Source organism: Streptomyces flaveolus, assembly GCF_044765825.1.
Taxonomy (GTDB): domain Bacteria; phylum Actinomycetota; class Actinomycetes; order Streptomycetales; family Streptomycetaceae; genus Streptomyces; species Streptomyces flaveolus.
In genome coordinates this window covers 63,681-87,343 of sequence record NZ_JBIWKU010000010.1, presented here as the reverse complement: position 1 = coordinate 87,343, position 23,663 = coordinate 63,681, and the positions used below count along the sequence as shown (strand labels likewise).

Annotated in this window: 21 protein-coding genes; 13 read left to right on the top strand and 8 right to left on the bottom strand. The window is 73.1% G+C overall.

Annotated features, from left to right (window positions below; all coding sequences use genetic code 11):
• Window positions 1-69: 69 nt before the first annotated feature.
• Window positions 70-1,512 carry an amino acid permease gene (locus tag ACIRG6_RS27515; RefSeq protein WP_364820034.1) on the top strand — a complete coding sequence of 481 codons (1,443 nt, stop codon included), beginning with the start codon at window positions 70-72 and terminating at the stop codon, window positions 1,510-1,512.
• Here the strand turns inward: ACIRG6_RS27515 and ACIRG6_RS27510 are convergent.
• Complete coding sequence (locus tag ACIRG6_RS27510; RefSeq protein ID WP_239763854.1) at window positions 1,469-1,951, bottom strand: ATP-binding protein; 483 nt, start codon at window positions 1,949-1,951, stop codon at window positions 1,469-1,471. The two genes, ACIRG6_RS27515 and ACIRG6_RS27510, sit on opposite strands and share 44 nt — an antisense overlap.
• Before the next feature lie 285 nt (window positions 1,952-2,236).
• Between ACIRG6_RS27510 and ACIRG6_RS27505 the strand changes: the two genes are divergently transcribed.
• Entirely contained in the window at window positions 2,237-3,064 is an 828-nt protein-coding gene (locus ACIRG6_RS27505; protein WP_364677695.1) for an enoyl-CoA hydratase family protein, read from the top strand.
• A 4-nt stretch (window positions 3,065-3,068) separates the two neighbouring features.
• The gene (locus ACIRG6_RS27500; protein WP_403324900.1) at window positions 3,069-5,429 is read left to right on the top strand and encodes a bifunctional salicylyl-CoA 5-hydroxylase/oxidoreductase; all 2,361 of its coding nucleotides are present in this window, start codon (window positions 3,069-3,071) and stop codon (window positions 5,427-5,429) included.
• Window positions 5,430-5,435: 6 nt separating this feature from the next.
• Here the strand turns inward: ACIRG6_RS27500 and ACIRG6_RS27495 are convergent, their stop codons facing one another.
• The 3 genes from ACIRG6_RS27495 to ACIRG6_RS27485 form a co-directional block, all read right to left on the bottom strand.
• Complete coding sequence (locus tag ACIRG6_RS27495; protein WP_364677698.1) at window positions 5,436-6,320, bottom strand: sulfotransferase family protein; 885 nt, start codon at window positions 6,318-6,320, stop codon at window positions 5,436-5,438.
• 96 nt (window positions 6,321-6,416) lie between these two features.
• A complete protein-coding gene (locus ACIRG6_RS27490; RefSeq protein WP_318214815.1) occupies window positions 6,417-7,247 on the bottom strand; it encodes a PaaX family transcriptional regulator in 831 nt (276 codons plus the stop codon).
• Between the two features lie 15 nt (window positions 7,248-7,262).
• The gene (locus tag ACIRG6_RS27485) at window positions 7,263-8,933 is read right to left on the bottom strand and encodes an AMP-binding protein (protein WP_403324899.1); all 1,671 of its coding nucleotides are present in this window, start codon (window positions 8,931-8,933) and stop codon (window positions 7,263-7,265) included.
• Window positions 8,934-9,060: 127 nt separating this feature from the next.
• On the opposite strand from ACIRG6_RS27485, the gene ACIRG6_RS27480 reads away from it, so the two are divergent.
• The 3 genes from ACIRG6_RS27480 to ACIRG6_RS27470 are packed head-to-tail and all read left to right on the top strand — an operon-like array spanning window position 9,061 to window position 11,648.
• Window positions 9,061-10,398, top strand: coding sequence for an acyl-CoA dehydrogenase family protein (locus ACIRG6_RS27480; RefSeq protein ID WP_403324898.1), 1,338 nt, complete (start codon window positions 9,061-9,063; stop codon window positions 10,396-10,398).
• Window positions 10,395-10,793 carry a RidA family protein gene (locus ACIRG6_RS27475; RefSeq protein WP_239763863.1) on the top strand — a complete coding sequence of 133 codons (399 nt, stop codon included), beginning with the start codon at window positions 10,395-10,397 and terminating at the stop codon, window positions 10,791-10,793. Before ACIRG6_RS27480 ends, ACIRG6_RS27475 begins: the two co-directional genes overlap by 4 nt.
• Before the next feature lie 27 nt (window positions 10,794-10,820).
• Entirely contained in the window at window positions 10,821-11,648 is an 828-nt protein-coding gene (locus ACIRG6_RS27470) for an alpha/beta fold hydrolase (RefSeq protein ID WP_403324897.1), read from the top strand.
• A gap of 15 nt (window positions 11,649-11,663) precedes the next feature.
• Here the strand turns inward: ACIRG6_RS27470 and ACIRG6_RS27465 are convergent, their stop codons facing one another.
• Entirely contained in the window at window positions 11,664-11,858 is a 195-nt protein-coding gene (locus tag ACIRG6_RS27465; protein ID WP_318214819.1) for a DUF5999 family protein, read from the bottom strand.
• A 240-nt stretch (window positions 11,859-12,098) separates the two neighbouring features.
• On the opposite strand from ACIRG6_RS27465, the gene ACIRG6_RS27460 reads away from it, so the two are divergent.
• A complete protein-coding gene (locus ACIRG6_RS27460) occupies window positions 12,099-12,551 on the top strand; it encodes a DUF6299 family protein (protein WP_403324896.1) in 453 nt (150 codons plus the stop codon).
• A gap of 90 nt (window positions 12,552-12,641) precedes the next feature.
• Here ACIRG6_RS27460 and ACIRG6_RS27455 read toward each other — a convergent pair whose 3' ends face one another.
• Complete coding sequence (locus ACIRG6_RS27455) at window positions 12,642-13,463, bottom strand: ArsR/SmtB family transcription factor (RefSeq protein WP_403324895.1); 822 nt, start codon at window positions 13,461-13,463, stop codon at window positions 12,642-12,644.
• Window positions 13,464-13,527: 64 nt separating this feature from the next.
• Between ACIRG6_RS27455 and ACIRG6_RS27450 the strand changes: the two genes are divergently transcribed.
• Together ACIRG6_RS27450 and ACIRG6_RS27445 are read left to right on the top strand one after the other, a co-directional pair.
• Window positions 13,528-14,994: an MFS transporter gene (locus ACIRG6_RS27450; protein WP_403324894.1), complete on the top strand. Its 1,467-nt coding sequence runs from the start codon at window positions 13,528-13,530 to the stop codon at window positions 14,992-14,994.
• Window positions 14,995-15,220: 226 nt separating this feature from the next.
• A complete protein-coding gene (locus ACIRG6_RS27445) occupies window positions 15,221-15,577 on the top strand; it encodes a DoxX family protein (protein WP_161166806.1) in 357 nt (118 codons plus the stop codon).
• 10 nt (window positions 15,578-15,587) lie between these two features.
• Here ACIRG6_RS27445 and ACIRG6_RS27440 read toward each other — a convergent pair whose 3' ends face one another.
• Together ACIRG6_RS27440 and ispH are read right to left on the bottom strand one after the other, a co-directional pair.
• Window positions 15,588-17,195 (bottom strand): class I adenylate-forming enzyme family protein, encoded by a 1,608-nt coding sequence (locus tag ACIRG6_RS27440; protein ID WP_403324893.1) that lies wholly within the window; start codon window positions 17,193-17,195, stop codon window positions 15,588-15,590.
• Window positions 17,196-17,257: 62 nt separating this feature from the next.
• Window positions 17,258-19,273, bottom strand: a complete 2,016-nt coding sequence (gene ispH, locus ACIRG6_RS27435) for a 4-hydroxy-3-methylbut-2-enyl diphosphate reductase (protein ID WP_364677714.1) — start codon at window positions 19,271-19,273, stop codon at window positions 17,258-17,260.
• 328 nt (window positions 19,274-19,601) lie between these two features.
• On the opposite strand from ispH, the gene ACIRG6_RS27430 reads away from it, so the two are divergent.
• The 4 genes from ACIRG6_RS27430 to ACIRG6_RS27415 all read left to right on the top strand — a co-directional run bounded on the left by ACIRG6_RS27430 (window position 19,602) and on the right by ACIRG6_RS27415 (window position 23,638).
• Window positions 19,602-20,150, top strand: a complete 549-nt coding sequence (locus ACIRG6_RS27430) for a cupin domain-containing protein (RefSeq protein ID WP_364820016.1) — start codon at window positions 19,602-19,604, stop codon at window positions 20,148-20,150.
• Window positions 20,151-20,196: 46 nt separating this feature from the next.
• On the top strand, window positions 20,197-21,348 hold the full coding sequence (locus ACIRG6_RS27425; protein ID WP_403324892.1) for a DegT/DnrJ/EryC1/StrS family aminotransferase: 1,152 nt from the start codon (window positions 20,197-20,199) through the stop codon (window positions 21,346-21,348).
• An 83-nt stretch (window positions 21,349-21,431) separates the two neighbouring features.
• Window positions 21,432-22,556: a type III polyketide synthase gene (locus ACIRG6_RS27420; RefSeq protein ID WP_403324891.1), complete on the top strand. Its 1,125-nt coding sequence runs from the start codon at window positions 21,432-21,434 to the stop codon at window positions 22,554-22,556.
• Window positions 22,556-23,638: a class I SAM-dependent methyltransferase gene (locus ACIRG6_RS27415; RefSeq protein ID WP_365020523.1), complete on the top strand. Its 1,083-nt coding sequence runs from the start codon at window positions 22,556-22,558 to the stop codon at window positions 23,636-23,638. Before ACIRG6_RS27420 ends, ACIRG6_RS27415 begins: the two co-directional genes overlap by 1 nt.
• The last annotated feature ends 25 nt before the right edge of the window (window positions 23,639-23,663 follow it).

The window sequence follows — 23,663 nt, the reverse complement described above, 5'->3', positions numbered from 1 at the left end:
CACCCCTTCCGCGCCGCCGACCGCGACCACCGTCGCGCCCCGCACCACCAGAAACGAGCACCACCCGCAATGCCCGCTCACCGCATCAAGTCGCCCCGACTCCTCGTCGCCGAATCCGGCGCCGACCGCGAAGGCCACGGCCTGAAGCGCACCATGGGGCTGTTCCAGCTCGTCTGCTTCGGCGTCGGCGCCATCGTCGGCACCGGCATCTTCGTCGGCCTGTCCGACTCGGTGGCCGAAGCCGGGCCGGCCGTCGTCGTCTCCTTCGTGCTCGCCGCGATCACCTGCGTCTTCACCGCGTTCGCGTTCGCCGAGCTGGGCGGCGCGATCCCCGTCTCCGGATCCTCGTACTCCTTCGCCTACGCCGGTCTCGGCGAGCGCACCGCCTTCCTGGTCGGCTGGTGCCTCCTGCTGGAGTACGGCGTGTCCGTGTCCGCGGTCGCGGTCGGCTGGAGCCAGTACGTCAACGAGCTGCTGGACAGCGTCGTCGGCCTCCAGCTGCCGCACGCGCTCTCCGCCGGCCCCGGCGACGGCGGCCTGATCAACCTCCCCGCGGTGATCGTCATCGCCCTGGCCTGCGTGCTGCTGGTGCGGGGCGTGCGCGAGAGCGCCCGGGCCACCGCGGCGATGGCCGTCCTCAAGCTCGCCGTCCTCGTCGCCTTCTGCGCCATCGGCTTCGTCGCCTTCAAGGACGGCAACCTCACCCCGTTCTCCCCGGCCGGCCTCGGCGGCATCGGCGCCGGCACCACGGCCGCCTTCTTCTCGTACATCGGCTTCGACGCCATCACCACCGCCGGTGAGGAGGCCAAGAACCCGCGCCGCGACATCCCCATCGCGATCCTGGTCTGCATCGGCCTGGTCACCCTGCTGTACTGCGCAGTCGCGGTCGCCGCGATCGGCGCGGTCGGCGGCGACACGGTCGGCGACCGGCCTGCCGCGCTGTCCTACGTCGTCGACGAGGTCACCGGCTCCACGATCGGCGGCGGCATCGTCGCCTTCGGCGCGGTCGTGGCCATCGCCTCGGTGGTGCTCGCCGTGATGTACGGCCAGACCCGCATCCTGCTGTCCATGTCCCGCGACGGACTCGTCCCGCCCGTGTTCGAGAAGGTCTCGCCGCGCACGGCCACGCCCGTCGCCGGCACCCTGATCGTCGGCGTCGTCTTCGCGCTCCCGGCCGCCTTCGCGCCGCTGGACGCGGTGGTCAACCTGTGCACCATCGGAACGCTGGCCACGATGGCCGCCGTCAACATCGCGGTGATCGCCCTGCGCCGCCGCGAGCCGGGCCTCGCCCGCACCTTCCGTGTCCCGCTGTACCCGGTGACACCGCTGCTCGGCGTCGGCTTCTGCCTCTACCTGATCTACGAGACGGGCGCGACGACCTGGCTCCAGTTCGCCGTGTTCCTCGCGGTCGGCCTGCTGGTCTACTCGGCCTACGGGCGCCGGCACTCCCGGCTCGCCCGGACCTCGCTCAGCGCGGAGGACGCCGCTGAGCGGGTACCCCAGGAAGCCTGAACCAGACCGCCTTGCCGGAGTCGGTGGGGCGGTGACCGCAGGACGAGCTCAGGGCGCGGATCAGCAGCAGACCGCGCCCGTGCTCCTGCCAGGGGTCGGGCGGCTCCTTGTCCGGGCGCGTGAGGTCGCCCGGCGGCCGCGGGTCGGGGTCGTGCACCTCGACCTGGCAGCCGGTCGGCAGCAGCTCCACCACCAGCTCTATCGGTGCTCCGCCGGAGGTGTGCTCGACGGCGTTGGCGACCAGCTCGGCCGTCAGCAGCTCCGCGGTGTCGCTGTCGGCCGTGTGCTCCAGTTCGGCCAGCGCCGTACGCACCAGGGCACGGGCCACCGGCACGGCCGCGGTGGTGTGCGGCAGCGCGATGCGCCAGAGGGCGGGGGCAGAGGGGCGATCGTGCACGGCGAGTCCGTTCTGGAGCAGGCGGTCCTGTCCTGCTTTCAACCTTATGAATGGTACGGCGCCGCCCGGCAGAGCCCTTCGACGGGCACCACACGGGACCTTCGACCCCGGTACCGGACGGCCTACCCAGGTGAACGTCCTCCCTCGCCCGGGTGCTCCCGCTGTTACCGCGTTATCGACGTCCGGTGACGGATGTGACGGAAGCCGATCGTCCGCCGCCCGGCCCCACCTGGACTATCGCGCAGTCGTGACGACAGTCACAGAAGAGTGATAGCTTCGAGGGGTAGCGCTCAGTGATGCCGTGCCCGTCCCAGGAGGCCGCCCGTCATGAGTCCCTTCACCGGCTCCGCCGCCCGCACCCCCGACTGGCGGCACCTGCGCGTCGATCTCACCGACGGTGTCGCCACCGTCACCCTGGCCCGCCCCGACAAGCTCAACGCGCTCACCTTCGAGGCCTACGCCGACCTGCGCGACCTGCTCGCCGAGCTGTCCCGGGAACGGTCCGTGCGGGCCCTGGTGCTGGCCGGCGAGGGACGCGGCTTCTGCTCCGGCGGCGACGTCGACGAGATCATCGGCGCCACCCTGTCCATGGACACCGCCCAGCTCCTGGACTTCAACCGGATGACCGGCCAGGTGGTGCGGGCCGTGCGGGAGTGCCCGTTCCCGGTGATCGCCGCGCTGCACGGCGTCGCGGCCGGGGCGGGCGCCGTCCTCGCCCTCGCGGCCGACTTCCGCGTCGCCGACCCCAGCACCCGTTTCGCCTTCCTCTTCACCCGCGTCGGCCTGTCCGGCGGCGACATGGGCGCCGCCTACCTGCTGCCCCGGGTCGTCGGCCTCGGCCACGCCACCCGCCTGCTGATGCTCGGCGAACCGGTGCGGGCGCTGGAGGCCGAGCGGATCGGCCTGATCAGCGAGCTCACCGACGAGGGCCACGCCGACGAGGCCGCCCTGACCCTCGCCCGCCGCCTCGCCGACGGCCCTGCCCTCGCGCACGCCCAGACCAAGGCGCTGCTGACGGCCGAGCTGGACATGCCCCTGGCGGCCGCGGTGGAACTGGACGCCTCCACCCAGGCCCTCCTGATGAACGGCGAGGACTACGCGGAGTTCCACGCGGCCTTCACGGAGAAGCGCCCCCCGAAGTGGAGGGGACGGTAACTTCATGCCGACCTCGGCTGCACCGACCGAAGGGGCGCGGGGAACTGCGCGCCCAGCCACGGCAAACCCGCACCCGCCGACGAACACCCGTCACCCCCTACGCGCGGCGATCATCGGCGGAGGCCCCGGCGGCCTCTACACCGCCACCCTCCTCAAACGCCTCGCCCCCGACCGCGAGGTCACCGTCTGGGAACGCAACGCCCCCGACGACACCTTCGGCTTCGGCGTCGTCCTCTCCGACGAGACCCTCGGCGGCATCGAACACGCCGACCCGGAGGTCTACGCGGCCCTCCAGCAGGACTTCGTCCGCTGGGACGACATCGACATCGTCCACCGTGGCACCCGCCAGACCTCCGGAGGACACCGCTTCGCCGCCCTCGGCCGCCGCCGTCTCCTGGAGATCCTGCACGCCCGCTGCCACGCCCTCGGCGTGGATCTCCGCTTCCGCACCGAGGCCCCGCACCCCGACCGGCTCGCGCGGACCCACGACCTCGTCGTCGCCGCGGACGGGGTGCACAGCACCACCCGGGACGCCTGCGCGGAGGTGTTCCGCCCGCACATCACCGCGCACCGCTGCCGCTACATCTGGCTGGCCGCCGACTTCGCCTTCGACGCCTTCCGCTTCGAGATCGCCGAGACCGAGCACGGCGTGATGCAGCTCCACGGCTACCCCTACGCGCCCGACGCGTCCACCGTCATCGTCGAGATGCGCGAGGAGGTGTGGCGGGCGGCCGGCTTCGGCGAACTGGGCGAGCGCGAATCCGCCGACCGCTGCGCCAAGATCTTCGCCGACGCCCTGGGGGGCCGGCCGCTCAGGTCCAACAAGTCGGCATGGACCACCTTCCGCACGGTCGTCAACGAACGCTGGTCGCACGGCAACGTCGTCCTCCTCGGCGACGCCGCCCACACCGCCCACTTCTCCATCGGCTCCGGCACCAAACTGGCCGTCGAGGACGCCCTCGCGCTCGCCGCCTGCCTGGACGAGCAGCCCACGCTCAAGGAGGCCCTGGCCGCCTACGAGGAGGAGCGGCGCCCCGTCGTCGCCTCCACCCAGCGGGCGGCCCGCGCCAGCCTGGAGTGGTTCGAGGACCTCGCCCGGTACGTGGACCAGCCGCCCCGCCGGTTCGCCTTCAACCTGCTCACCCGCAGCCGCCGCGTCACCCACGACAACCTGCGGCTGCGCGATCCCGGCTTCACCGAGTCGGTCGAGCGCGAGTTCGGCTGCCCGCCCGGCACGCCCCCGATGTTCACCCCCTTCCGGCTGCGCGGCCTGACCCTGCGCAACCGCGTCGTCGTCTCCCCGATGGACATGTACTCCGCCACCGACGGCGTCCCCGGCGACTTCCACCTGGTCCATCTGGGCGCCAGGGCGCTGGGCGGCGCCGGGCTGGTGATGACCGAGATGGTGTGTGTCAGCCCGGAGGGCCGCATCACCCCCGGCTGCGCCGGCCTGTACACGGGACGGCAGGCCGAGGCGTGGCGGCGGGTCACCGACTTCGCGCACGCCCAGGCGCCCGGCACGGCGATCGGCGTGCAGCTCGGGCACAGCGGACGCAAGGGCTCGACCCGGCTGATGTGGGAGGGCATGGACGAGCCGCTCCCCGACGGCAACTGGCCGCTGGTGGCCGCCTCCCCGCTGCCGTACCGGCCGGACGGCCAGATTCCGCGCGAGTTGTCCCGGGCGCAGCTGACGGACGTGCGCGAGCAGTTCACGGCCGCCGCCGTCCGGGCCGCGCGCGCCGGGTTCGACCTGCTCGAACTGCACTGCGCCCACGGCTACTTGCTCTCCGGCTTCCTCTCCCCGCTCACCAACCGCCGCACCGATGCCTACGGCGGCACCCTGGAGAAGCGGCTCCGCTTCCCGCTGGAGGTCTTCGACGCCGTACGCGGCGCCTGGCCCGGGGAACGGCCCATGACCGTGCGGATCTCCGCGACCGACTGGGCCGAGGGCGGCACGAGCGCCGAGGAGGCGGTGGAGATCGCCCGCGCCTTCGCCGCGCACGGCGCCGACGCCATCGACGTGTCCACCGGGCAGGTCGTGGCCGGTGAACGGCCGGAGTTCGGGCGGTCGTACCAGACCCCCTTCGCGGACCGCATCCGGCACGAGGCGGGCGTCCCGGTGATCGCCGTCGGAGCGATCTCCTCCTGGGACGACGTCAACTCGCTGATCCTGGCCGGACGCGCCGACCTGTGCGCTCTCGCCCGCCCCCACCTCTACGACCCGCACTGGACGCTGCACGCGGCGGCCGAACAGGGCTACGCGGGCCCCGGCGCCGACTGGCCGGCGCCGTACCGGGCGGGCAGCCGCCGCCCGCAGACCGGACGCACCGACGCCCCCAAGCCCCGCCTCGCGCTGCGCGAGTGACCCGGTTCAGGAGACGTAGTCCCAGGCCGCGCACATCGCGCGCAGCGGTGCAGGGATCCGGTCCGCCCCGGGCAGCGGGCGGCCCGGCTGCACCGTGCCGGTGCGGATGTTGTCGCGCCAGTCGCCGAGGCCCCTGACCAGTTCGGCGTCGCTCTTCTCGCCGTAGTGCAGCATGGCCGGTTCGTAGTCGAGGCCGAGGAACGCGCACAGGCGGCGCATCTCCCGCTCGGGGGCCGTGGTGATGTCCTCGTAGCGCACGGTGAAGCCGGCGGTGCCGGCGGTGCGGGCCTCCTCGACGGCCGTCAGGTAAGGCAGCACGTCCCTGACGGCCTGGTCGTACGGCCGCTTGACGGGGTCGCTCTCGTGCCAGGAGCGGGCGATCGACTCGGGGTGGCGCAGCAGGAACACGAACCGGGCGTCGGGCCAGCAGTCCTTCAGGCGCTGGTGCATGTAGACGTTGGCCGGCGTCTTCTCCACCACGAAGTCCTTGCCCGACCTGACCAGTTCGCGGTGCAGGACGCGGTCCCACAGCAGGTGCTCCAGGTCACCGCGCTCCAGGCCGAGGGCGCCCATCGCCCGCTGGGAGAACCAGTTGGTGCAGGTCACCTCCATCCGTCCGAGGTGCAGCTCGTGCGGGGCGTGCAGTCGCGGATGGGCGCCCAGCATCATGCGCAGCAGGGTCGAGCCGGAGCGGATGGACGAGATGATGAAGACCGGTCGCCGCAGCAGCCGCTCGGTCGTCAGCTCCTCGCCCGACGGACATCGGTAGGGGGCCGCCCGGCGCTTCGCGGGCTCCGGTGCGGGCTTCGACGCCGTGGGCCGGGGGGCTCTTCGCACCTGGAGGCCGGTGGTGACGGTGAGGGCCCGGTTCAAGCTACGCGTGAGACTCATGGGTCGGGACGCTAGGCAGCAAACCTGAGAAGAGGGTCGGAGAGGGCTGAGGGTTCCCTTATCGCGGGTGAATGTGCTGTGGATCTCACCGATGGCTCAGGTCGGCTCCTGGGCCGCGAAGTCGGCTCCGGCGTCCCGGAGCCGCTCGTGCAACGCCCGGAAGACGGCCGCCGATCGGGTGCCGGGCCAGTCGGCGGGCAGCAGCCGGGCCGGCAGGCCCGGATCGGCGTAGGGGAGGTGGCGCCAGGAGTCCAGGGCCAGGAGGTAGTCCCGGTACGCCTCCTCGGGCGGGGTGTCGGGACGGCGCTCCCAGCCGTGCAGCACACGCGCGTGCCGGTCGAGGAACGCCTCGTGCGCCTTGGCGATCGCGGCCAGGTCCCACCACCGCGCCACCGCCTCGGCGGTCGGGGAGAAGCCCAGGTGCTCCCCGCGGAAGAAGTCCACGTAGGCGTCCAGGCCCAGGCGGCCCAGCGTGTGCCGGGACTCCTCGTACAGCCGGGCCGGGGCGATCCACACGCCGGGGGCGGCGGTGCCGAAGCCCAGCGCGGCCAGCCGGGAGCGCAGCACATGCCGCTTCTGCCGCTCCGACTCGGGCACCGAGAACACGGCGAGCACCCAGCCCTCGTCGGCGTAGGGCGCGGTGGCGTAGATGCGCCGGTCCCCGTCCTCCAGCAACTGGCGGGCCTCTTCGGACAGTTCGTACCCGGCCGCACCGCGCGCCGTCCGGGCGGGCAGCAGCAGCCCGCGCCGCTTCAGCCGGGACACCGACGAACGGACGGAGGGCGCATCCACCCCCACCGCGGCCAGCAGCCGGATCAGCTCGGCGACGGGCACCGGACCCGGCGCGAAACGGCCGTACGCGCCGTAGAGCGTGACGATCAGGGACCTCGGGGTGTGCTGCGGGTGCTGGTCGGACACGTTGATCATCTTAGGTCGTCGGCATCAGCCCTGGTCGCCCCGGGTGTCGGGGGAGGTCAGGAGCCTGTATCGCTGAAGTTTGCCGGTCGCCGTGCGCGGCAGCGCGTCCCGGAAGTGGATCTCACGCGGGCACTTGTACGGCGCCAGCTCGGACGTGAGGTACGCGCGCAGGGCCTCGGCGTCCCGCTCGGCACCGTCCTTCAGCACCGCGTGGGCGACCACGACCTGCCCGCGCGCCACGTCGGGCCGGCCCACCACCGCCGCCTCCACCACGTCCGGATGCCGCAGCAGCGCGTCCTCCACCTCCGGTCCGGCGATGTTGTACCCGGCGGAGATGATCATGTCGTCGGCGCGTGCCACGTAGCGGAAGTACCCGTCGGGCTCGCGGACATAGGTGTCCCCGGTGATGTTCCAGCCGTCGCGGACGTACTCCCGCTGCCGCGGGTCGGCGAGGTACCGGCAGCCGACCGGCCCGCGCACCGCCAGCAGTCCGGGCTCCCCGTCCGGCACGGGCACGCCGTTCGCGTCCTGCACGCGCGCGTGCCACCCCGGCACCGGAACGCCCGTGGTGCCGGGCCGGGCGGCGTCGTCGGCCGCCGAGACGAAGATGTGCAGCAGCTCGGTGGCGCCGATGCCGTTGATGATGCGCAGCCCGGTGCGTTCGTGCCAGGAGTGCCAGGTGGCCGCCGGCAGGTTCTCGCCCGCCGAGACGCAGCGCCGCAGGCACGTCACGTCGTACGCGTCCAGCTCGGCCAGCATCGCCCGGTAGGCCGTCGGCGCGGTGAACAGCACCGACACCCGGTGTTCGGCGATCGCGGGCAACAGCTGTCCCGGGCCCGCCTGTTCGAGCAGCAGCGCACTCGCTCCGGCCCGCATCGGGAAGATCACCAGCCCGCCGAGCCCGAAGGTGAAACCGAGCGGCGGGCTGCCCGCGAAGAGGTCGTCCGCGCGTGGCCGCAGGACGTGCCGGGAGAAGGTGTCGGCGATCGCGAGCACGTCGCGGTGGAAGTGCATGCACCCCTTGGGGCGTCCGGTGGTGCCCGAGGTGAAGGCGATCAGCGCCACGTCGTCGGCGGCGGTCGCCGCCGCCGGGAACGGCGTGTCCGGCGTGGTGCCGGCCTCCGCGCGGGTCAGCAGGTCGTCGGGCGCGTCCCCGCCGTACGTCGTGATCCGCAGCCCCGGGATCTCCGCCTTCGCGAGGTCGTCGACGGCGCGGACGTCGCACAGCGCGTGCCGCACGCGGGCGATCTCGCAGATGGTGCTCAGCTCGTACGGGCGCTGCTGCGCCAGCACGGTGACCGCCACCGCGCCCGCCTTCAGTACCGCCAGCCAGCAGGCGACCAGCCATGGGGTGGTGGGGCCGCGCAGCAGCACCCGGTTGCCGGGCACGACCCCCAGGTCGCCGGTGAGCAGGTGCGCGAGCCGGTCGACGCGGGCCCGCAGCTGTCCGTATGTCCAGCCGTCCCCGGACGCGGTGCGGAAGACCGGGCGGTCGTCGGGCGGACCGGTGAGCAGCTCGGCGGCGCAGTTCAGACGGGCCGGGTAGTGCAGCTCCGGCAGGTCGAAGCGCAGCTCGGGCCACTGGTCGGGGGGCGGCAGATGCTCGCGCGCGAACGTGTCGACGTGGGCCGAGCGGTGCGCTCCGGCGCGGTGCGGTTCCGTGCGGTGCACATCTGCGGCGTGCGGATCTGCCATGGCGGTTCGCCCCCTTTGTCGTGGTGGGCTCGCGCAACGAGCGTATCGTGTTGGTGACGGCAGTCAACGGTGCGCGATAACCTCGGGTGTGGCACGGCGGGCAGGGGAGCAGGGGAAGGGACCGGCGATGACCGCATTCTCGCTCGAACCGGAACAAATCGCCTGGTGCGAGCGGCTGCGCACCCTGGCCGCGAAGCGGCTGCGCCCGTTGGCCGACAAGGGCGACCCGGGCCACGTCAACCGTCCCCTCGTCGCCGAACTCGGCGCCCTCGGCCTGCTGCCCCGCCTGTTCACCTCCGGTGCGCTCGATCTGTGCCTGATGCGCGAGTCCCTCGCCTACGCCTGCACGGAGGCCGAGACCGCGCTCGCCCTCCAGGGGCTCGGCGCCCATCCGGTGTACGCCCACGGCACCGAGGCCCAGCGCGCCCGCTGGCTCCCCCGGGTGAGCGACGGCACCGCGGTGGCCGCCTTCGCCCTCAGCGAGCCCACGGCGGGCTCGGACGCGGCGGCCCTGGCACTGTGGGCGGAGCCGACGAGAGCGCGGGGCGCGGCGGACGGGAGCGGTCCGGCCGGATCGCGGGGCGTCGAGAGCGGGGCCGAGTCGGCCGGGCCACGGGATGCGACGGGCGGGACGGGGACCGTCGGGGTGCCGGGCGCCTGCGTGCCGGCCGGCGGCGGTCCGCGAAGTGGCGTGCGGCCGGACGGCGCCGCCCTGGCCGCGGAGGGCGACGGGCGTTCCGCCTGGCGGCTCACCGGGGAGAAGTGCTGGATCTCCAACGCGCCCGAGGCCGACTTCTACACCGTCTTCGCCCGCACCACCCCCGGCGCCGGCGCCCGCGGTGTCACCGCCTTCCTCGTGCCGGCCGACCGTCCCGGCCTCAGCGGCACCGCCCTCGACATGCTCTCGCCGCACCCCATCGGCGCCCTGGCCTTCGACGCCGTGCCCGTCACCGCCGACGACGTGCTCGGCGAGCCCGACCGCGGCTTCCGCGTCGCCATGGGCACCCTCAACCTGTTCCGCCCCAGCGTCGGCGCCTTCGCCGTCGGCATGGCCACCGCGGCCCTGGACGCCACCCTGGCCCACACCAGCGCCCGCGACGCCTTCGGCGGCAAACTCCGCGACCTCCAGACCGTCTCCCACCAGGTCGCCGAGATGGCCCTGCGCACCGAGGCGGCCCGCCTCATGGTGTACGCGGCGGCGACGGCGTACGACGAGAACGCGCCGGACGTGCCGCGGCGTGCCGCGATGGCCAAGCTCCTCGCCACCGAGACCGCCCAGTACGTCGTCGACAAGGCCGTCCAACTGCACGGCGCCCGCGCCCTGCAACGCGGCCACCTCCTCGAACACCTCTACCGCGAGGTCCGCGCACCCCGCGTCTACGAGGGCGCGAGCGAGGTGCAGCGCGACATCATCGCCAGGGAGCTGTACCGCGCACAGGACACGACCGGGGAGGCCGGCGCATGACCGCCGAACGCGTGAACCCGCCCGGCCTCTCCCCGGCCACCGGCTTCTCCCACGCCGTCGTCGCCACCGGCACCCGCGTCGTCTTCCTGGCCGGCCAGACCGCGCTGGACACCGACGGGAAGATCACCGGCGACACCCTCCCCGAACAGTTCGAGAAGGCCCTCACCAACCTCCTCACCGCCCTGCGCGCCGCCGGCGGCACCCCCGCCGACCTGGCCCGCGTCACCGTCTACGCCACCGACGTCGCCGGCTACCGCCACCACGCCGCCGGCCTCGGCCGCACCTGGCGCCGCCTCGCCGGCCGCGACTACCCGGCGATGGCGGTCGTGGAGGTCGTCCGGCTGTGGGACGAGCGGGCCCTGGTGGAACTGGACGGATTCGCCGTACTGCCGTAAGTCCCGCGCCCGCCCTAAGGTTCGGGTATGCCGGACATCGAACTGAGCGCGGGAACCCTCGAGTACGAGGACACGGGCGGCGAGGGACCGGTCGTCGTCCTCCTCCACGGCCTGGCCCACGACGCCACCGTCTGGCGCGAGGTCATCGCCGGTCTGGGTGCCGACCACCGGGTGATCGCACCGACCCTGCCCTACGGCTCCCACCGCCGGCCCCTGTCCCGGCCGCCCACCCCGGACCTCGTCAACGAGCTGATAGCCGAGTTCCTCGACCGCCTCGACCTGAGCGACGTCACCCTGGTCGAGAGCGACTGCGGCCGCGCCCAGACGGTGGCGGCCCGGCACCCCGAGCGCCTCGCCCGGCTGGTGCTGATCTCGTGCGAGGCCTTCGACAACTATCCGCCGGGACTGGCCGGCAAGCTGATCGGCCTCGCCTGCCGCGTGCCCGGCGGCGTGCCCCTGCTGGTCCGCACGCTGGGTCTGAGGATCCTGCGCCGCCTGCCCGTCGGGATCGGCGCGCTCACCAAGCGTCCCGTGCCGGACGCGATCGTCGACGGCTGGCTGCGTCCCCTGCGCACCGACCCGGCGATCCGCCGCGACTTCCGGCACTACAACACCCACGTCCGGCGCGGCGAACTGCTGGAGGCCGCCCAGGGGCTGCGGCGCTTCGACCGGCCCGCGCTCGTCGTCTGGGCCCTCGAGGACCTGATGATGCCCCGCGACCACGGCCGCCGCCTCGCCGAACTCCTCCCGCAGGGACGGCTGGTGGAGGTCGAGGACACGCGCACGCTCATCGCCGAGGACCAGCCGGAACTCCTCACCTCCCTGCTGCGGGAGTTCGTCGCAGAGAAGCCCTGACGACGCCCGGGACGGTCAGGCGGCCGTCGCCAGTCGCTCGGCGGACACCCGGTGCGGCGCGACGGCACGGCCGTCGGGCAGCAGCTCGCCGGTGTCGTCGAAGACGATGCCGCCGTCGCACAGCAGGTTCCACCCCTGCTCGGGATGGGCGGCGACAACGTGCGCGGCGGCGGAGTCGGCTGCGGGGCAGGAAGGCCGGTGGGAACACATGGCGCACCTCCACGTCGTGAGGGCCGTCCCGTCGGTGGAACCGCCCGTACACCGACCGTGCGCCCCGTCGGCGGCCGCCGCCAAGGGGCGGCGGCCAAGCGTGACAACACCCGGACAACACGGCGACGGTTCCACGACGGCCGACGCGGACTCGCCACCGAAGGGGTGAGGATCACTCCCATCGGGTTGCCCGCCCGGTACGAGTGGAATCCCTCATTCCGACCGACCGGGAGGTCTCCCATGTCCGTACGCCCCGCCACCCTCGCCGCGGCCGCCGGCGCCGCCCTGTTCCTGCTGGCCGCCCCGACGGCGACCGCGACGGCCGCCCCCACCGCGACCGCCAAGGCGGACACCGCCGAGAGGGTGACCGTCGACTCCACCGGCCGCATCGCGACGGACGGCACCATCACCCTGTCCGGGACCTACCGCTGCGCCGCCGGCACCGGTCCGGTGTACGTCGCCTCCTCCGTGAGCCAGGACGACGAGTCCGTCACGTACGGCATCGGAGGCACCCGAGCGGTGTGCGACGGCCGCCTGCACCGCTGGTCCAACACCGGCACGACGGCGCGGGCCCTGCGGCCCGGCGCGGCCCACGTCGAGGCCACCCTGCTGGAGATGCGGCCGTTCGGCATCGCGGTGCTGCCGTACTTCCACGCCCGGCACGAGCAGGACGTCAAGCTGGTCCAGGGCTGAGGCCACGACCGAGTGGGGAAGAGCCGTCGGCCTTCCCGGGCTGCGGCTCCTCCCTCGCGGCGCCCGTGAGGGGCGAAGCAGGCCCCGCCGTCAATCGGTGACCACGACTCCGAGCTTGTGCTCCAGGCCGTGCGCGCCGGCGTCGGTCAGGAGCACCACCCGGGGGCTCGGCCCCCACCGCACCCAGTCGAGCGCGAACAGGCGCGCCGTGAGGGCGGCGCCGAGCCCACCGGCCAGGTGGTGCTGGTGTTCGCTCCAGTCGACGCAGTAGCGGACCGCGGGGCGGCGCGGCGGCAGCCGGTCCGTGTCGACGCCGAGCCCGGCGAGCGTCGCACGGCCGCCGCGCGTGAGCGTGTACTGGACGTCGTGGCCGTAGGACGACGGCCGGTCGCGTACGGCTTCGTCGGGCCGGTGGACGCCATCGTGACCGGTGAGTACGCCCTGTTCCAGCAGGCCGCGCATCAGGGCGACACCGAGCCGGCCGGCGAGATGGTCGTAGCAGGAGCGGGCCCGGTGCAGGGCGTTGGCGCGGTTGCTCTGCCTGAGTGAGGTGATGGCCAGCGGCGGCGCGATCAGGGCGAGGCACTCCATGGCGGCGCTCACGTCCGGGCCGGTGAGCCGGTAGAGGCGCTGCCTGCCCCGCCGCTCGACGGCGAGCAGCCCGCCCTCGACGAGCTTGGTGAGGTGCACGCTGGCGGTCGCGGCGCCGACGCCCGCCTCACCGGCCAGGACACTCGCGGGCAGCGCGCGGCCGTCGGTCAGGCACTTGAGGATGCGGGCGCGCGACGGGTCGGCGAGGAGAGCGGCGGCCCGCGCGATGTCGGGCTGGCGCTTGAGCGGATCTCCCCGGTGCCCGGACGGCGCGGCGGCGGCCGTCGGGAGCGGGGCGGCGGGGCGGCTGACGTTCGGCATGGACCCAGCGTAGGACGACGACATTTCGTCGGGTGACGAAGTGTCCGGGGCGGAAGCTCCTTCCATGACCACCGAAGCGCAGACCGCCCCAGCGCGGACCCCCGCCCCGACGACCGCCGGCGCCGAGGCCCCGGCCGGCCCGCCCTCCCTCGCCCTGCCGCCGCTGATCGCGCTCAGCCTCGGCTACTTCCTGGTGATGCTGGACGTCACCGTAGTGAACGTCGCGATCCCCGACATCCGGACCTCGCTGGGCACGGGTCCCTCCGCGCTCCAATGGGTCGTCGACGGATACAGCGCCGTCTTCGCCGCGCTGCTGCTCCTCGGCGGCGGTGTCGCCGACCGGTTCGGGCACCGGCGCGTGTTCCTCACCGGCCTCGGACTGTTCACCGCCGCGTCCGTGGCCTGCGGCCTGGCCACCACCTCCGGCCTGCTGATCACCGGACGGCTCGCCCAGGGCGCGGGAGCGGCGCTGCTCGTGCCCGCCTCGCTCGCCCTGCTGCACGCCACGTTCCCCGGCCGCGCGGTGCGGGCCCGGGCCATCGCCGTCTGGGGTGCCGTCGCGTCGGTCGCCTTCGGCGCCGGACCGGCCGTGGGCGGACTGCTCGTCTCGGGCTCGGACTGGCGCGCGGTGTTCTGGCTGAATCTGCCCTTCGGCCTGCTCGCCGTGCTGCTGACGCTGCGGCACATCCCCTCCACCCCGCCCCGTCCGAGCACGCGGAAGGCGGACCCGGTGGGCCAGGTGCTCGCGGTCATCGGCCTCGTCGGAGTGGCCGGCGGCCTCAACGAAGCAGGCACGCACGGCTGGACGTCGCCCCTGGTCCTGTCCGGGTTCGGCGTAGGCGCCGTGGCCCTGGCCGGCTTCGTCCTGACGGAACGCACCCTGGAGGCACGCTCGGTGCGGGGAGCCACCCGGCGCGCCCCGCTGCTGCGGCCGTCCCTGTTCCGGCACCGCGCCTTCACCGCGACCACCGTGACCGGGATGCTGATCAGCCTCGGCTACTACGGCATGCTGTTCCTCGCCACGCTGTACTTCCAGCAGGAACGCCGGCTCGGCGCCCTGGAGACCGGCGTGGCCCTGCTGCCCTCGGTGTGCATGGGGCTGGCCGCCGCCCCGCTGTTCAGCCGCATGGCGTCCCGCACCGGCCCGTACGTCCCGATGGCCGCCGGTCTCGTCCTCGGCACCGCCGGCTTCCTCGGCTGGCTGCTCGCCGGACCGGGCACCCCGTACCCGGTGCTGCTCTTCGCGCTGACCGCCACCGGTCTCGGCCAGACCATGACGGCCCTGGCGGCCGTCGCCGCCGTCGTCGAAGCCGCTCCCGCCTCCGACACGGCCGTCGCCACCGCCGTCCTCAATGTGTCGCGGCAGGTCGGCAGCGCCGTGGGCGTGGCCCTTTTCGGTACCTTCACGGCCACGGCGCACGACTTCGTCACCGGCCTGCGCCTGTCGGCGGGGATCGCGGCGGCCGCCTTCGCCGCCGGCGCCCTGCTCACCCTGTCGCTCCTGCGCCGAACCCGGCGGACGCTCACCTGACGGGGCGTGACGGCCCGTCCAATGAACTCCCATCCGGATTCGGCCAGTTGTGGCCGGGGAGCAGTGCATACGGCCGGTCCGGCGCCGGGGCGGCCTGTACGATCATCACCGCACAAAAGCATCCCGGCCCAGACAGCACCGACGCGTCGTGGTGTTGCGCAGCGGCTACCGGGCCATCCGGTTACTGGTGCACCCGGCAACCTTGTCTCCACAGAGCGGAGAGAACGTGAACATCGCCTTCGTCACGGTCACCATCATCGGCGCGGTCTTCAACGGCGCCGCCGCCGTCACGTACCTGATCGGCCACGAGTACCCCAAGACCCAGGCGGACATGAAGGGCATCCCCCGGAAGTACGTCCCGGTCCTCGGGTCCCTGCTGGCGGCGGGCACCGTGGGACTGCTGGCCGGGCTCGCCGTGCCGGTGCTGGGAACGCTCGCCGCCTGCGGCCTCATCCTCTACTTCATCGGTGCGATCATCGCCCACCTGCGGGTGGGTTCCCGCGACATCGTGGGCGGGATCGTCTTCCTGATCACCGCCGTGGCCGTCCTGACCCTGGGCCTGCTCGACCACGGCGCCTGGTGACGCGAGGGGCCTACAGGCCGGCCTCCAGGCGGCGGGACAGCTCGACCCGGCGGGTCTTCAGCGTGGCGGTGCGCGGCAGTTCGGCCAGCGGGATCCGGATCGGCTCCGCCAGCTGCGGGTAGGCCGCCGTGGCGGCGCGCCAGCGGTCCGGGTCCAGGGGCTCGTCGCCGTGGGTGCAGACGACCGGGACCGCCCTGGAGCCGGGGCCCGGCACCACGACGACCTCGGCGAGCTCCGCCAGCTCGTCCAGGAGGACGTCCTCGATCTCCAGATTGCTGCCCACTCCGGGGATCGTGTCGAACTCGCGGTCGAGCATGTGCAGGCAGCCGAACGACGTGCGGTAGCCGAGGTCCCCGGTGCGCCACCAGCCGTCGTGCACATTGGCGTCGTAGCGCTCCTGCTCACCGTGGTACGTCTTCGCCAGCCCGTCCCAGCGGACCTCGATGAAGCCGGGGTTCTGCTGCGAGGGCCGCCTGCCGTCCCGGCTCACCAGCCGCACCCGGGCGCTGCCCGGCAGGGGGTAGCCCACGCAGCGGCCGTCCATCTTGTGGACGAAACGGCGGTAGTACGGCCGGCCGGCCGCGGGGCCGACCTCGCTCTGCCCGTAGATCTGGAAGAACTGCGCCCGCTGGTCGGAGGCGTGCAGCAGCCGGCGCACCGTCCTCGGGTGGATCGCGTCGAAGGTGCTGCTGAAGTACTTCACCGACGCGAAGGGGCGGCGCACGTCGTCGGCCAGGTTTTCCCACACCAGGAAGGAGTTGGGCAGCGCCTCGATCAGCCAGGGGCGGCGCTCGGCGAAGAACGCGGCGACGGCGTCCGGGGTGCCGTCCTTCACCAGCAGCGCCGGCATCCCCTGGAGCAGGCAGAGCGACATCGCCGCGAACGTCCGGGAGTGGCCGAAGGGGATGTGGATCGCGACGGTCCCCCGCTTCCTCATCAGCCCCAGCAGGAAGAGCTGCGGGCGCAGCCGGGACCGCATCGTCCGCGGCGTGTGCACGACCAGCTTGGGCAGTCCCGTGGTGCCGGAGGTGTGCGTGATCATGGCCGGTTCGTCCAGTCCGCGCAGGACCGGCCGCACCGGCACCGAGCCGTCCAGCCCGGCGAGCGCGACCGCGCCCGGACCGGCGTCGCCCACACCGATCACCCCCCGGGTCAGCCCCGCCAGGTCCACACCGTCCTCGGTCAGGGAGCGGAGCTTGGGCCCGTCGGTGACCAGGTGCGGCCGCTCCAGCCGGGCCATCAGGGCGGCCAGCGCCTCGGAGTCCAGGTGCTGCGAGAGCATGACCGGGACCGCGCCGATGCGCTCCACGGCCGTCGCCAGCAGCCAGAGGTCGAAGTTGGGGGCCTTGCAGATCACCACATGACCGCCGCGGCGCACCCCGGCGACGGCGAGCCGGTTCGCGACGTCCGCGACGTGGTCGGCGAGTTGACGCACCGTCAGACGCCGCCCGGCCTCCGGCAGCACGTCGAGGTCGTGGTCGAGGACGAGCGGCAGGCCGCCCCGCACGCGCGCGGCTCTCTCGGGGACGACACCGAGATACAAGCCGCGCTTGTGTATCGACGTGGCCGGCGCGCGGTCCGGCCGGTGACTCAGCTTGTTCAGCAACGTACTTCCCATGAGGTCTCCCTGTGCGTCCTACGGAGCGGAGGTGCGGGTGGGGTGCGGGCGCGGTCGCGGCGTCAGCGGTCGCGGTAGGCGACCATGTCGGCCAGTTCCTCGAGGCGCAGGCGCCAGTGGTGCGGCAGGCCGGCGTCCGCCACGGCCGTACGGGCGTCGGCGACCAGGGCGTCGATCCGCTCCTCGACCTCCGCGCGCACCCCGGAGGCGAGCAGGGCGGCACGGAGCCCGGCCGGGTTCCAGTCGGCGTGACGGCTGTCCTCGACCAGCCGGGCGACCCGCGGATCCCTGGCCGCGGCCAGTGCGATCAGCAGGGTCATCTTGTGCTCTTCGAGGTCCAGGCCGGTCGGCTTGCCGGTCACCGTCGCGTCACCGAACGCGTCGAGCAGGTCGTCCCGCAGCTGGAACGCCTCGCCGGCCGCGACCCCGTACGCCTCGAACACCGCGTACAGCCCGGGGCGTCCGGCGATCGCCGCGCCGAGGGCCAGCGGGCGGTGGATGGTGTAGCGGCCGGACTTGCAGACGGCGACCCAGCGGGCCAGGTCCGGGTCCGGCTCCACCTCGGCGGCCAGCGCGATGTCCAGCTGCTGCCCGATGATCATCTCCGTGACCAGCTCGTGCCACACCTGCGCCGCCGCGCCGGTCAGCCCGGCCGCGAGGCGGTTCGCGTAGCTGAGCGCCAGGTCCCCGGCGAGCAGGGCGACGGCCTCCCCGTACCGGCGTGACTCCCCGGCCCAGGCGCGCCGCGCGTGCAGGTCCGTGTACGCGGCATGGACGGTCGGGGCGCCGCGCCGGGTGGGCGAGTTGTCCATGACGTCGTCGTGGATGAGCGCGAACGCGTGCAGCAGCTCGAGCGCCGCCGCCGCGTCGACGACCGTGTCCTCGTCCGCGGCGGCCCCGCCGCCGGCCGCCAGATAGCCGGTGACGCAGAACAGGGGACGCAGCCGCTTGCCGCCCGCCGCGACCAGCTCCGCGACGGCCGCCACCGGCACCGCCACCCGGGGGTCCACGGCACTCCAGCGTGCCTCCTCGGCGCTCAGCAACTCACCGATCCGCCGGTCGACGCGGTCCAGCAGCTTGCCGCAGGTCTCCTCGTCGACGCCGCCGCGCTCCGCCGCCTCCGCGCCGCCTGACATCCCCGGCTCGTCCAGTTCCGGCGGCAGTCTGAACGCCACGTTCTCGGTGGCCGTCACCTCCGTGTCGACGTCCCGGAAGCCCAGGTCCGCCAGCCGGCGCAGCGCCCGCTCCACCAGGGCCTCGGGGGCGCTCGCGCCCGCCGTGAGGCCCACCGTGCGTACACCCTCCAGCCAGGCGGCGTCGATCAGGTCCGGGTCGGGCAGCAGCCGGGCGTCGGCGCCGGCGGCCCGGGCCACCTCCACCAGACGCAGCGAGTTGCTGGAGTTGGCCGAGCCGACGACCAGGACCAGGTCGCTGCGGCCGGCGATCGCCTTCACCGCGTTCTGCCGGTTCTGGCTGGCGTAGCAGATGTCGGCACTGCCCGGACCGGTCAGCCCCGGGAACCGCTCCTCGAGGACGGCCACGATCTCGGCCGTGTCGTCCACCGACAGCGTGGTCTGGGTGAGATACGCGGCGCTCGTGCCCGGCGCGAGGTCGAGCCGCCTGGCCTCCGCCACGCTGCCGACGACGACGGTGCGCTCCGGGGCCTCCCCGTACGTGCCCTCGATCTCCTCGTGGCCGACGTGCCCGATGAGGATCAGCGTGTCCTTGTCCCGGGCGAACCGGACGGCCTCCTGGTGGACCTTGGCCACGAGCGGGCACGTCGCGTCGATGACCGTCAGCTCGCGCCGCCGGGCGTTGTCGCGGACCCGCGGGGACACCCCGTGCGCGGAGAAGACGCACACGGCACCGGCCGGCACCTCCTCCTCCGAGTCGACGAAACGGGCACCCTTGCCCTCCAGATCCCGCACGACGTGTTCGTTGTGCACGATCTGCTTGCGTACGTACACGGGAGCGCCGTGCACCTGGAGCGCGCGTTCCACCGTCTCGATGGCCCGGTGCACTCCGGCGCAGGCTCCCCGGGGCTCGGCCAGCAGAACTCGATGCGGGGCGGACGGCATGATTTCCCCCTCGGGATGGATTCCGAAATTCCGTATGGATGCAGCCGTCCCGACGGTGATCGACGGACCGCGAAATGCATCCTCGACGCCGTCCCTTGCCGGGGAATACGCGGTGGATTGGCCTCCGCTTGGCGGCAAGCAGACGCCAATCGCGGACCCAGTGGTCCCCAAGTCGCCGCTGGCATTCTCACTGCGGAGGCCGGCCGGTCCCGCCGCGGCGCGGATTTCGCGACGTGCCGGAAACGCCCGCCATCGTCCTGACGCATCCGGGTCCCCGGATTTCCCTGTCTTTCCGCGTCCGCATTCCACCCGAGAGAGCGACACCAGCATGAGCGGTCTCATCGTCCCGCCCGGTCAGGGCCGGAAACTCGTCACGAAAGCGCAGGACGTGACCTTCAAGGTCACGGCCGCGGACGGCTCCTCGTCCTCCGTGTTCGAGGTGGTCGTGCCGCCGGGCTTCGACGTCGGCGCGCACACCCACAGCCATTCCCAGGAGTTCTTCTACGTCCTGGAGGGGGAGTTGGAGCTCTTCGCGTTCGAGCCCACCGAGCGGACCCCGGACACCTGGCACGACTGGGAGTCGCAGGGCGGCGACCGTGCCGCCCGGGCGGTCACGGGAAGCTGCATGTTCGTGCCGCCGGGCACCCCGCACGCCTTCCGCAACCCCACGGACACACCGGCCCGCATGCTCTTCCAGAGCTCCCCCTCACCCGACCACGAGCGCTACTTCGAGGAGATCGTCGAGATCTTCGCCGCCGGCCGGACGGTGGACTCCGAGGCCGTGGAGCGGATGCGCAAGCGCTACGACGTCCAGCAGATCACCCCGCTCCGCTTCACCCCGCCCGCCCCGGCCCCGGCCGGGCGCTCCGCGGCATGACCAGTGACGACCCGACAAGAGACCCAGAGCTGAGGGGCGACCTCCGATGACCGTGACGACCACGGACAGCATTCCGCTCGTGCACGCGAGCCTCGGCGACCAGGAACTCGCCGCCGTCGCCGAGGTGTTCGCCTCGGGCTGGCCGGCCGGCCAGGGACCGAAGGGCAAGGCACTGGAGGCCCAGCTGAAGCAGCGCTACGGCGTCGGTGACGCGGTCACGCTGAGCAACTGCGGGGCAGCGCTCCACCTGGCCATGCTGGCGCTCGGCGTCGAGCCCGGCGACGAGGTGATCGTCGCCGACTACACCTTCCCCGCCCCGGCCCACGCCGTGCGCTACGTCGGCGCGACCCCCGTCTTCGCGGACGTGCGCCGCGACACCGGTACCGTCGACCCGCAGGCGGTGGCGGATCTGATCGGCCCGCGCACGGTCGGCGTGATCGCCGTGGACACCGTCGGACTGCCCGCCGACTACACCGAGTTGATGGCCGTCGCCGACCGCCACGGCCTGTTCGTCGTCGAGGACGCGGCCTGCGCGGTCGGTGCCACCTACCAGGGACGCCCGGCCGGCGCGCTGGCGCCGGTGGCCTGCCTGTCCTTCCACGGCCGCAAGGGCGCCAGCAGCGGCGAGGGCGGGGCGCTGCTCGCCGCCGACCCGGTGATCGGCGCGGACGCCCGGCTGCGCTCGTCGTTCGGCATCGGCAGCATCTACGACCAGGCGCAGGTGGTCGGCCTGCCGATCCCCTCGTTCACCGACATCGGCTACAACTACAAGCTCTCCGACATCGCCGCCGCCATCCTCCAGGTGCAGCTGGCCCGCGTCGACGAACTCCTGGAACGCCGCAGCCGGATCGCGGCGTCGTACTCGGAGCTGCTCGCCGGCGAGGAACTGCTCACGGTGCCGCACGTGCCCGGGGACCGCACCCACGCCTGGCAGTCCTACCTGGTGACCCTCGACCCCCGCGTGGACCGATCCGGGCTCGCCGCCACACTGCGCGCCCAGGGCATCGGCTGCGGGCACGGCACCTGGGCCAGCCATCTGCAGCCGGTGTACGACGCCGCGCAGCGCTGCCCGGTCTCGGCGGACCTCTTCCAGCGCAACCTGGCCATCCCCATGCACGCCGAACTCCGCCCGGACCAGGTCGAACGCGTCGTGGACGTGCTGCGGGCCGAGCTGAAGAACAACCTCCGCCCGAGCTGACCGGGGGCGCCGCCCGGCCGTGCTCCGCGGCACCCCGAACGACGAAGACCCCACGACACCTTTCTGAGAGGCAGACGCCGGACATGCCCATCCTCTGCAAGCCCGCGGTGCGCGTACCGGAATACATCATCACCATGGAGCAGACCCTGGATTTCGCCAGGAAAGCCCACGCGGGAAAGCCCCAGCTTCCCCTCGCGCTCCGTCTGATAGAGAACACCGGAGTGCAGAAACGGCACCTGGTGCAGCCCATAGAGAAGACCCTGGACCACCCGGGCTTCGAAGAGCGCAACCGCATCTACGAGACGGAATCGAAAAAGCGCTGCCCCGAGGCCGTCGAAGAGGCCCTGGCGAACGCGATGCTGCGGGCCGAGGACATCGACGCGATCATCTACGTGTCGTGCACCGGATTCATGATGCCCTCGCTCACCGCATGGCTGATCAACACCATGGGGTTCCGCTACGACACCCGGCAGCTGCCCATCGCCCAGCTGGGCTGCGCGGCGGGCGGAGCGGCGATCAACCGTGCCCACGACTTCTGCGCGGCCCACCCCGACAGCAACGTCCTGATCGTCTCGTGCGAGCTGTGCTCGCTGTGCTACCAGCCCGACGCCGACGACATCGGCTCGCTGCTGTCCGACGGGCTGTTCGGCGACGCGGTCGCGGCGGCCGTGGTGCGCGGCCGCGGCGGCCCCGGCGTCACCGGTGTCCAACTGCGGCGCAACGCCTCGTACCTCATCCCGAACACCGAGGACTGGATCTCCTACGCCGTCCGCGACACCGGGTTCCACTTCCAGCTCGACCGCCGGGTGCCCGGCACCATGGAGCCGCTCGCCCCGGTGCTGCGCGACCTCGCCGCGAGCAACGGCTGGGACGCCGCGGAACTCGACTTCTACGTCATACACGCCGGCGGCCCCCGGATCCTGGACGACCTCGCCAAGTACCTCGGGGTCGACCGCACGGTCTTCCGGCACAGCTGGGGGACGCTGACCGAGTACGGCAACATCGCCAGCGCCGTGGTGCTCGACGCGCTGCGCAGACGGTTCGAGGAGGGGCCGCTGCCCACGGACGCCACCGGCGTCATCGCCGGCTTCGGTCCCGGCATCACCGCCGAAATGGCCCTGGGCACCTGGGTCGACGGCACGGCCCGACACCACGGGGAGCACCCGGCCGCCGAGGCCGTGCCGCGCCCGTACGCAGGGAGGATCTGATGAGCAGCACCGGCATCGACAGCACCGTCGGCATCGAGAGCAGGGTCGGCACCGACAGCACGAACGGCATCGACAGCACGAACGGCACGCAGGCCGGACCCACGTCCGACCGGATCCTGCGGATGATCAACGGCTACTGGGCCACCGGAATCCTGGGCACGGCGGCGACGTACGACCTGTTCACGCACCTGGAGAACGGTGCCGACACGCCGGCGGCGCTGGCCGAGCGGGCCGGAATGGCGCCCCGCGGCGCGCAGGCGCTCCTGGACGGCCTGGTCGCCCTCGACCTGGTCGAGGTGGACCGGGGCCGCTACCGCAACAGCCCGGAGGCTGCCGCCTTCCTCGTGGCGGGCCGGCCCGTCTCGCTCGCCGGGTTCGCCCGCCTCAAGATGGGCCACCTGGGATCGCTGGCCGCACTGCCCGACGTCGTACGCGCCGGAGGGCCGGTGACGGACGCGGTGGTGGAGGTCGCCGACAACCCGCACTGGGAGAACCTCGTCCAGGCCATCGCCGCCCAGTCCGTGCCCGTCGCGCACATCGCCGCCGAGGCGCTCGGGCTGGCCGGCGCCGGGAAGGTCTCGATCCTCGACATCGGCGGCGGCTCGGGCGTCTGCTCCGCCGTCTGGCTCGGGCTCAACCCCGACGCCCGCGCCACCCAGATCGACTGGGCGCCGATCAACGCCATCGCCCGGCGGCTGCTCGCGGACCGGGGCGTGGGCGACCGCGTCGACCACGTAGACGGCGACTTCCACACCGTCGACTTCGGCGACGGCGACCACGACGTCGTCATGTACTCCAACATCGCCCACCAGGAAGGGCCCGAGGCCAACCAGGCGGTCTTCACCCGGATACGCAGGGCGCTGCGGCCCGGCGGCACGCTCGTCGTGTCCGACTACATCACCGACGACGACCGCAGCGGCCCGCCCTTCGCCCTGACCTTCGCCGGCGAGATGCTGCTCAAGAGCCGGCACGGCTCCACCTGGCGGCGCCGCGACTACCACGCGTGGCTCACCGCCGCCGGCTTCGAGGACATCCGGTTCCTGGACACCCCGTCCCCGACCACCCTCGTGCTCGCCCGCTGACCCGCCCCCTCGGCCCCGGCCGCCC

Coding starts and splice junctions, on each gene's coding strand:
- ACIRG6_RS27515 (WP_364820034.1), top strand. CDS start 70: ATGCCCGCTCACCGCATCAAGTCGCCCCGACTCCTCGTCGCCGAATCC.
- ACIRG6_RS27505 (WP_364677695.1), top strand. CDS start 2,237: ATGAGTCCCTTCACCGGCTCCGCCGCCCGCACCCCCGACTGGCGGCAC.
- ACIRG6_RS27500 (WP_403324900.1), top strand. CDS start 3,069: ATGCCGACCTCGGCTGCACCGACCGAAGGGGCGCGGGGAACTGCGCGC.
- ACIRG6_RS27495 (WP_364677698.1), bottom strand. CDS start 6,320: ATGAGTCTCACGCGTAGCTTGAACCGGGCCCTCACCGTCACCACCGGC.
- ACIRG6_RS27490 (WP_318214815.1), bottom strand. CDS start 7,247: ATGATCAACGTGTCCGACCAGCACCCGCAGCACACCCCGAGGTCCCTG.
- ACIRG6_RS27485 (WP_403324899.1), bottom strand. CDS start 8,933: ATGGCAGATCCGCACGCCGCAGATGTGCACCGCACGGAACCGCACCGC.
- ACIRG6_RS27480 (WP_403324898.1), top strand. CDS start 9,061: ATGACCGCATTCTCGCTCGAACCGGAACAAATCGCCTGGTGCGAGCGG.
- ACIRG6_RS27475 (WP_239763863.1), top strand. CDS start 10,395: ATGACCGCCGAACGCGTGAACCCGCCCGGCCTCTCCCCGGCCACCGGC.
- ACIRG6_RS27470 (WP_403324897.1), top strand. CDS start 10,821: ATGCCGGACATCGAACTGAGCGCGGGAACCCTCGAGTACGAGGACACG.
- ACIRG6_RS27465 (WP_318214819.1), bottom strand. CDS start 11,858: ATGTGTTCCCACCGGCCTTCCTGCCCCGCAGCCGACTCCGCCGCCGCG.
- ACIRG6_RS27460 (WP_403324896.1), top strand. CDS start 12,099: ATGTCCGTACGCCCCGCCACCCTCGCCGCGGCCGCCGGCGCCGCCCTG.
- ACIRG6_RS27455 (WP_403324895.1), bottom strand. CDS start 13,463: ATGCCGAACGTCAGCCGCCCCGCCGCCCCGCTCCCGACGGCCGCCGCC.
- ACIRG6_RS27450 (WP_403324894.1), top strand. CDS start 13,528: ATGACCACCGAAGCGCAGACCGCCCCAGCGCGGACCCCCGCCCCGACG.
- ACIRG6_RS27440 (WP_403324893.1), bottom strand. CDS start 17,195: ATGGGAAGTACGTTGCTGAACAAGCTGAGTCACCGGCCGGACCGCGCG.
- ispH (WP_364677714.1), bottom strand. CDS start 19,273: ATGCCGTCCGCCCCGCATCGAGTTCTGCTGGCCGAGCCCCGGGGAGCC.
- ACIRG6_RS27430 (WP_364820016.1), top strand. CDS start 19,602: ATGAGCGGTCTCATCGTCCCGCCCGGTCAGGGCCGGAAACTCGTCACG.
- ACIRG6_RS27425 (WP_403324892.1), top strand. CDS start 20,197: ATGACCGTGACGACCACGGACAGCATTCCGCTCGTGCACGCGAGCCTC.
- ACIRG6_RS27420 (WP_403324891.1), top strand. CDS start 21,432: ATGCCCATCCTCTGCAAGCCCGCGGTGCGCGTACCGGAATACATCATC.
- ACIRG6_RS27415 (WP_365020523.1), top strand. CDS start 22,556: ATGAGCAGCACCGGCATCGACAGCACCGTCGGCATCGAGAGCAGGGTC.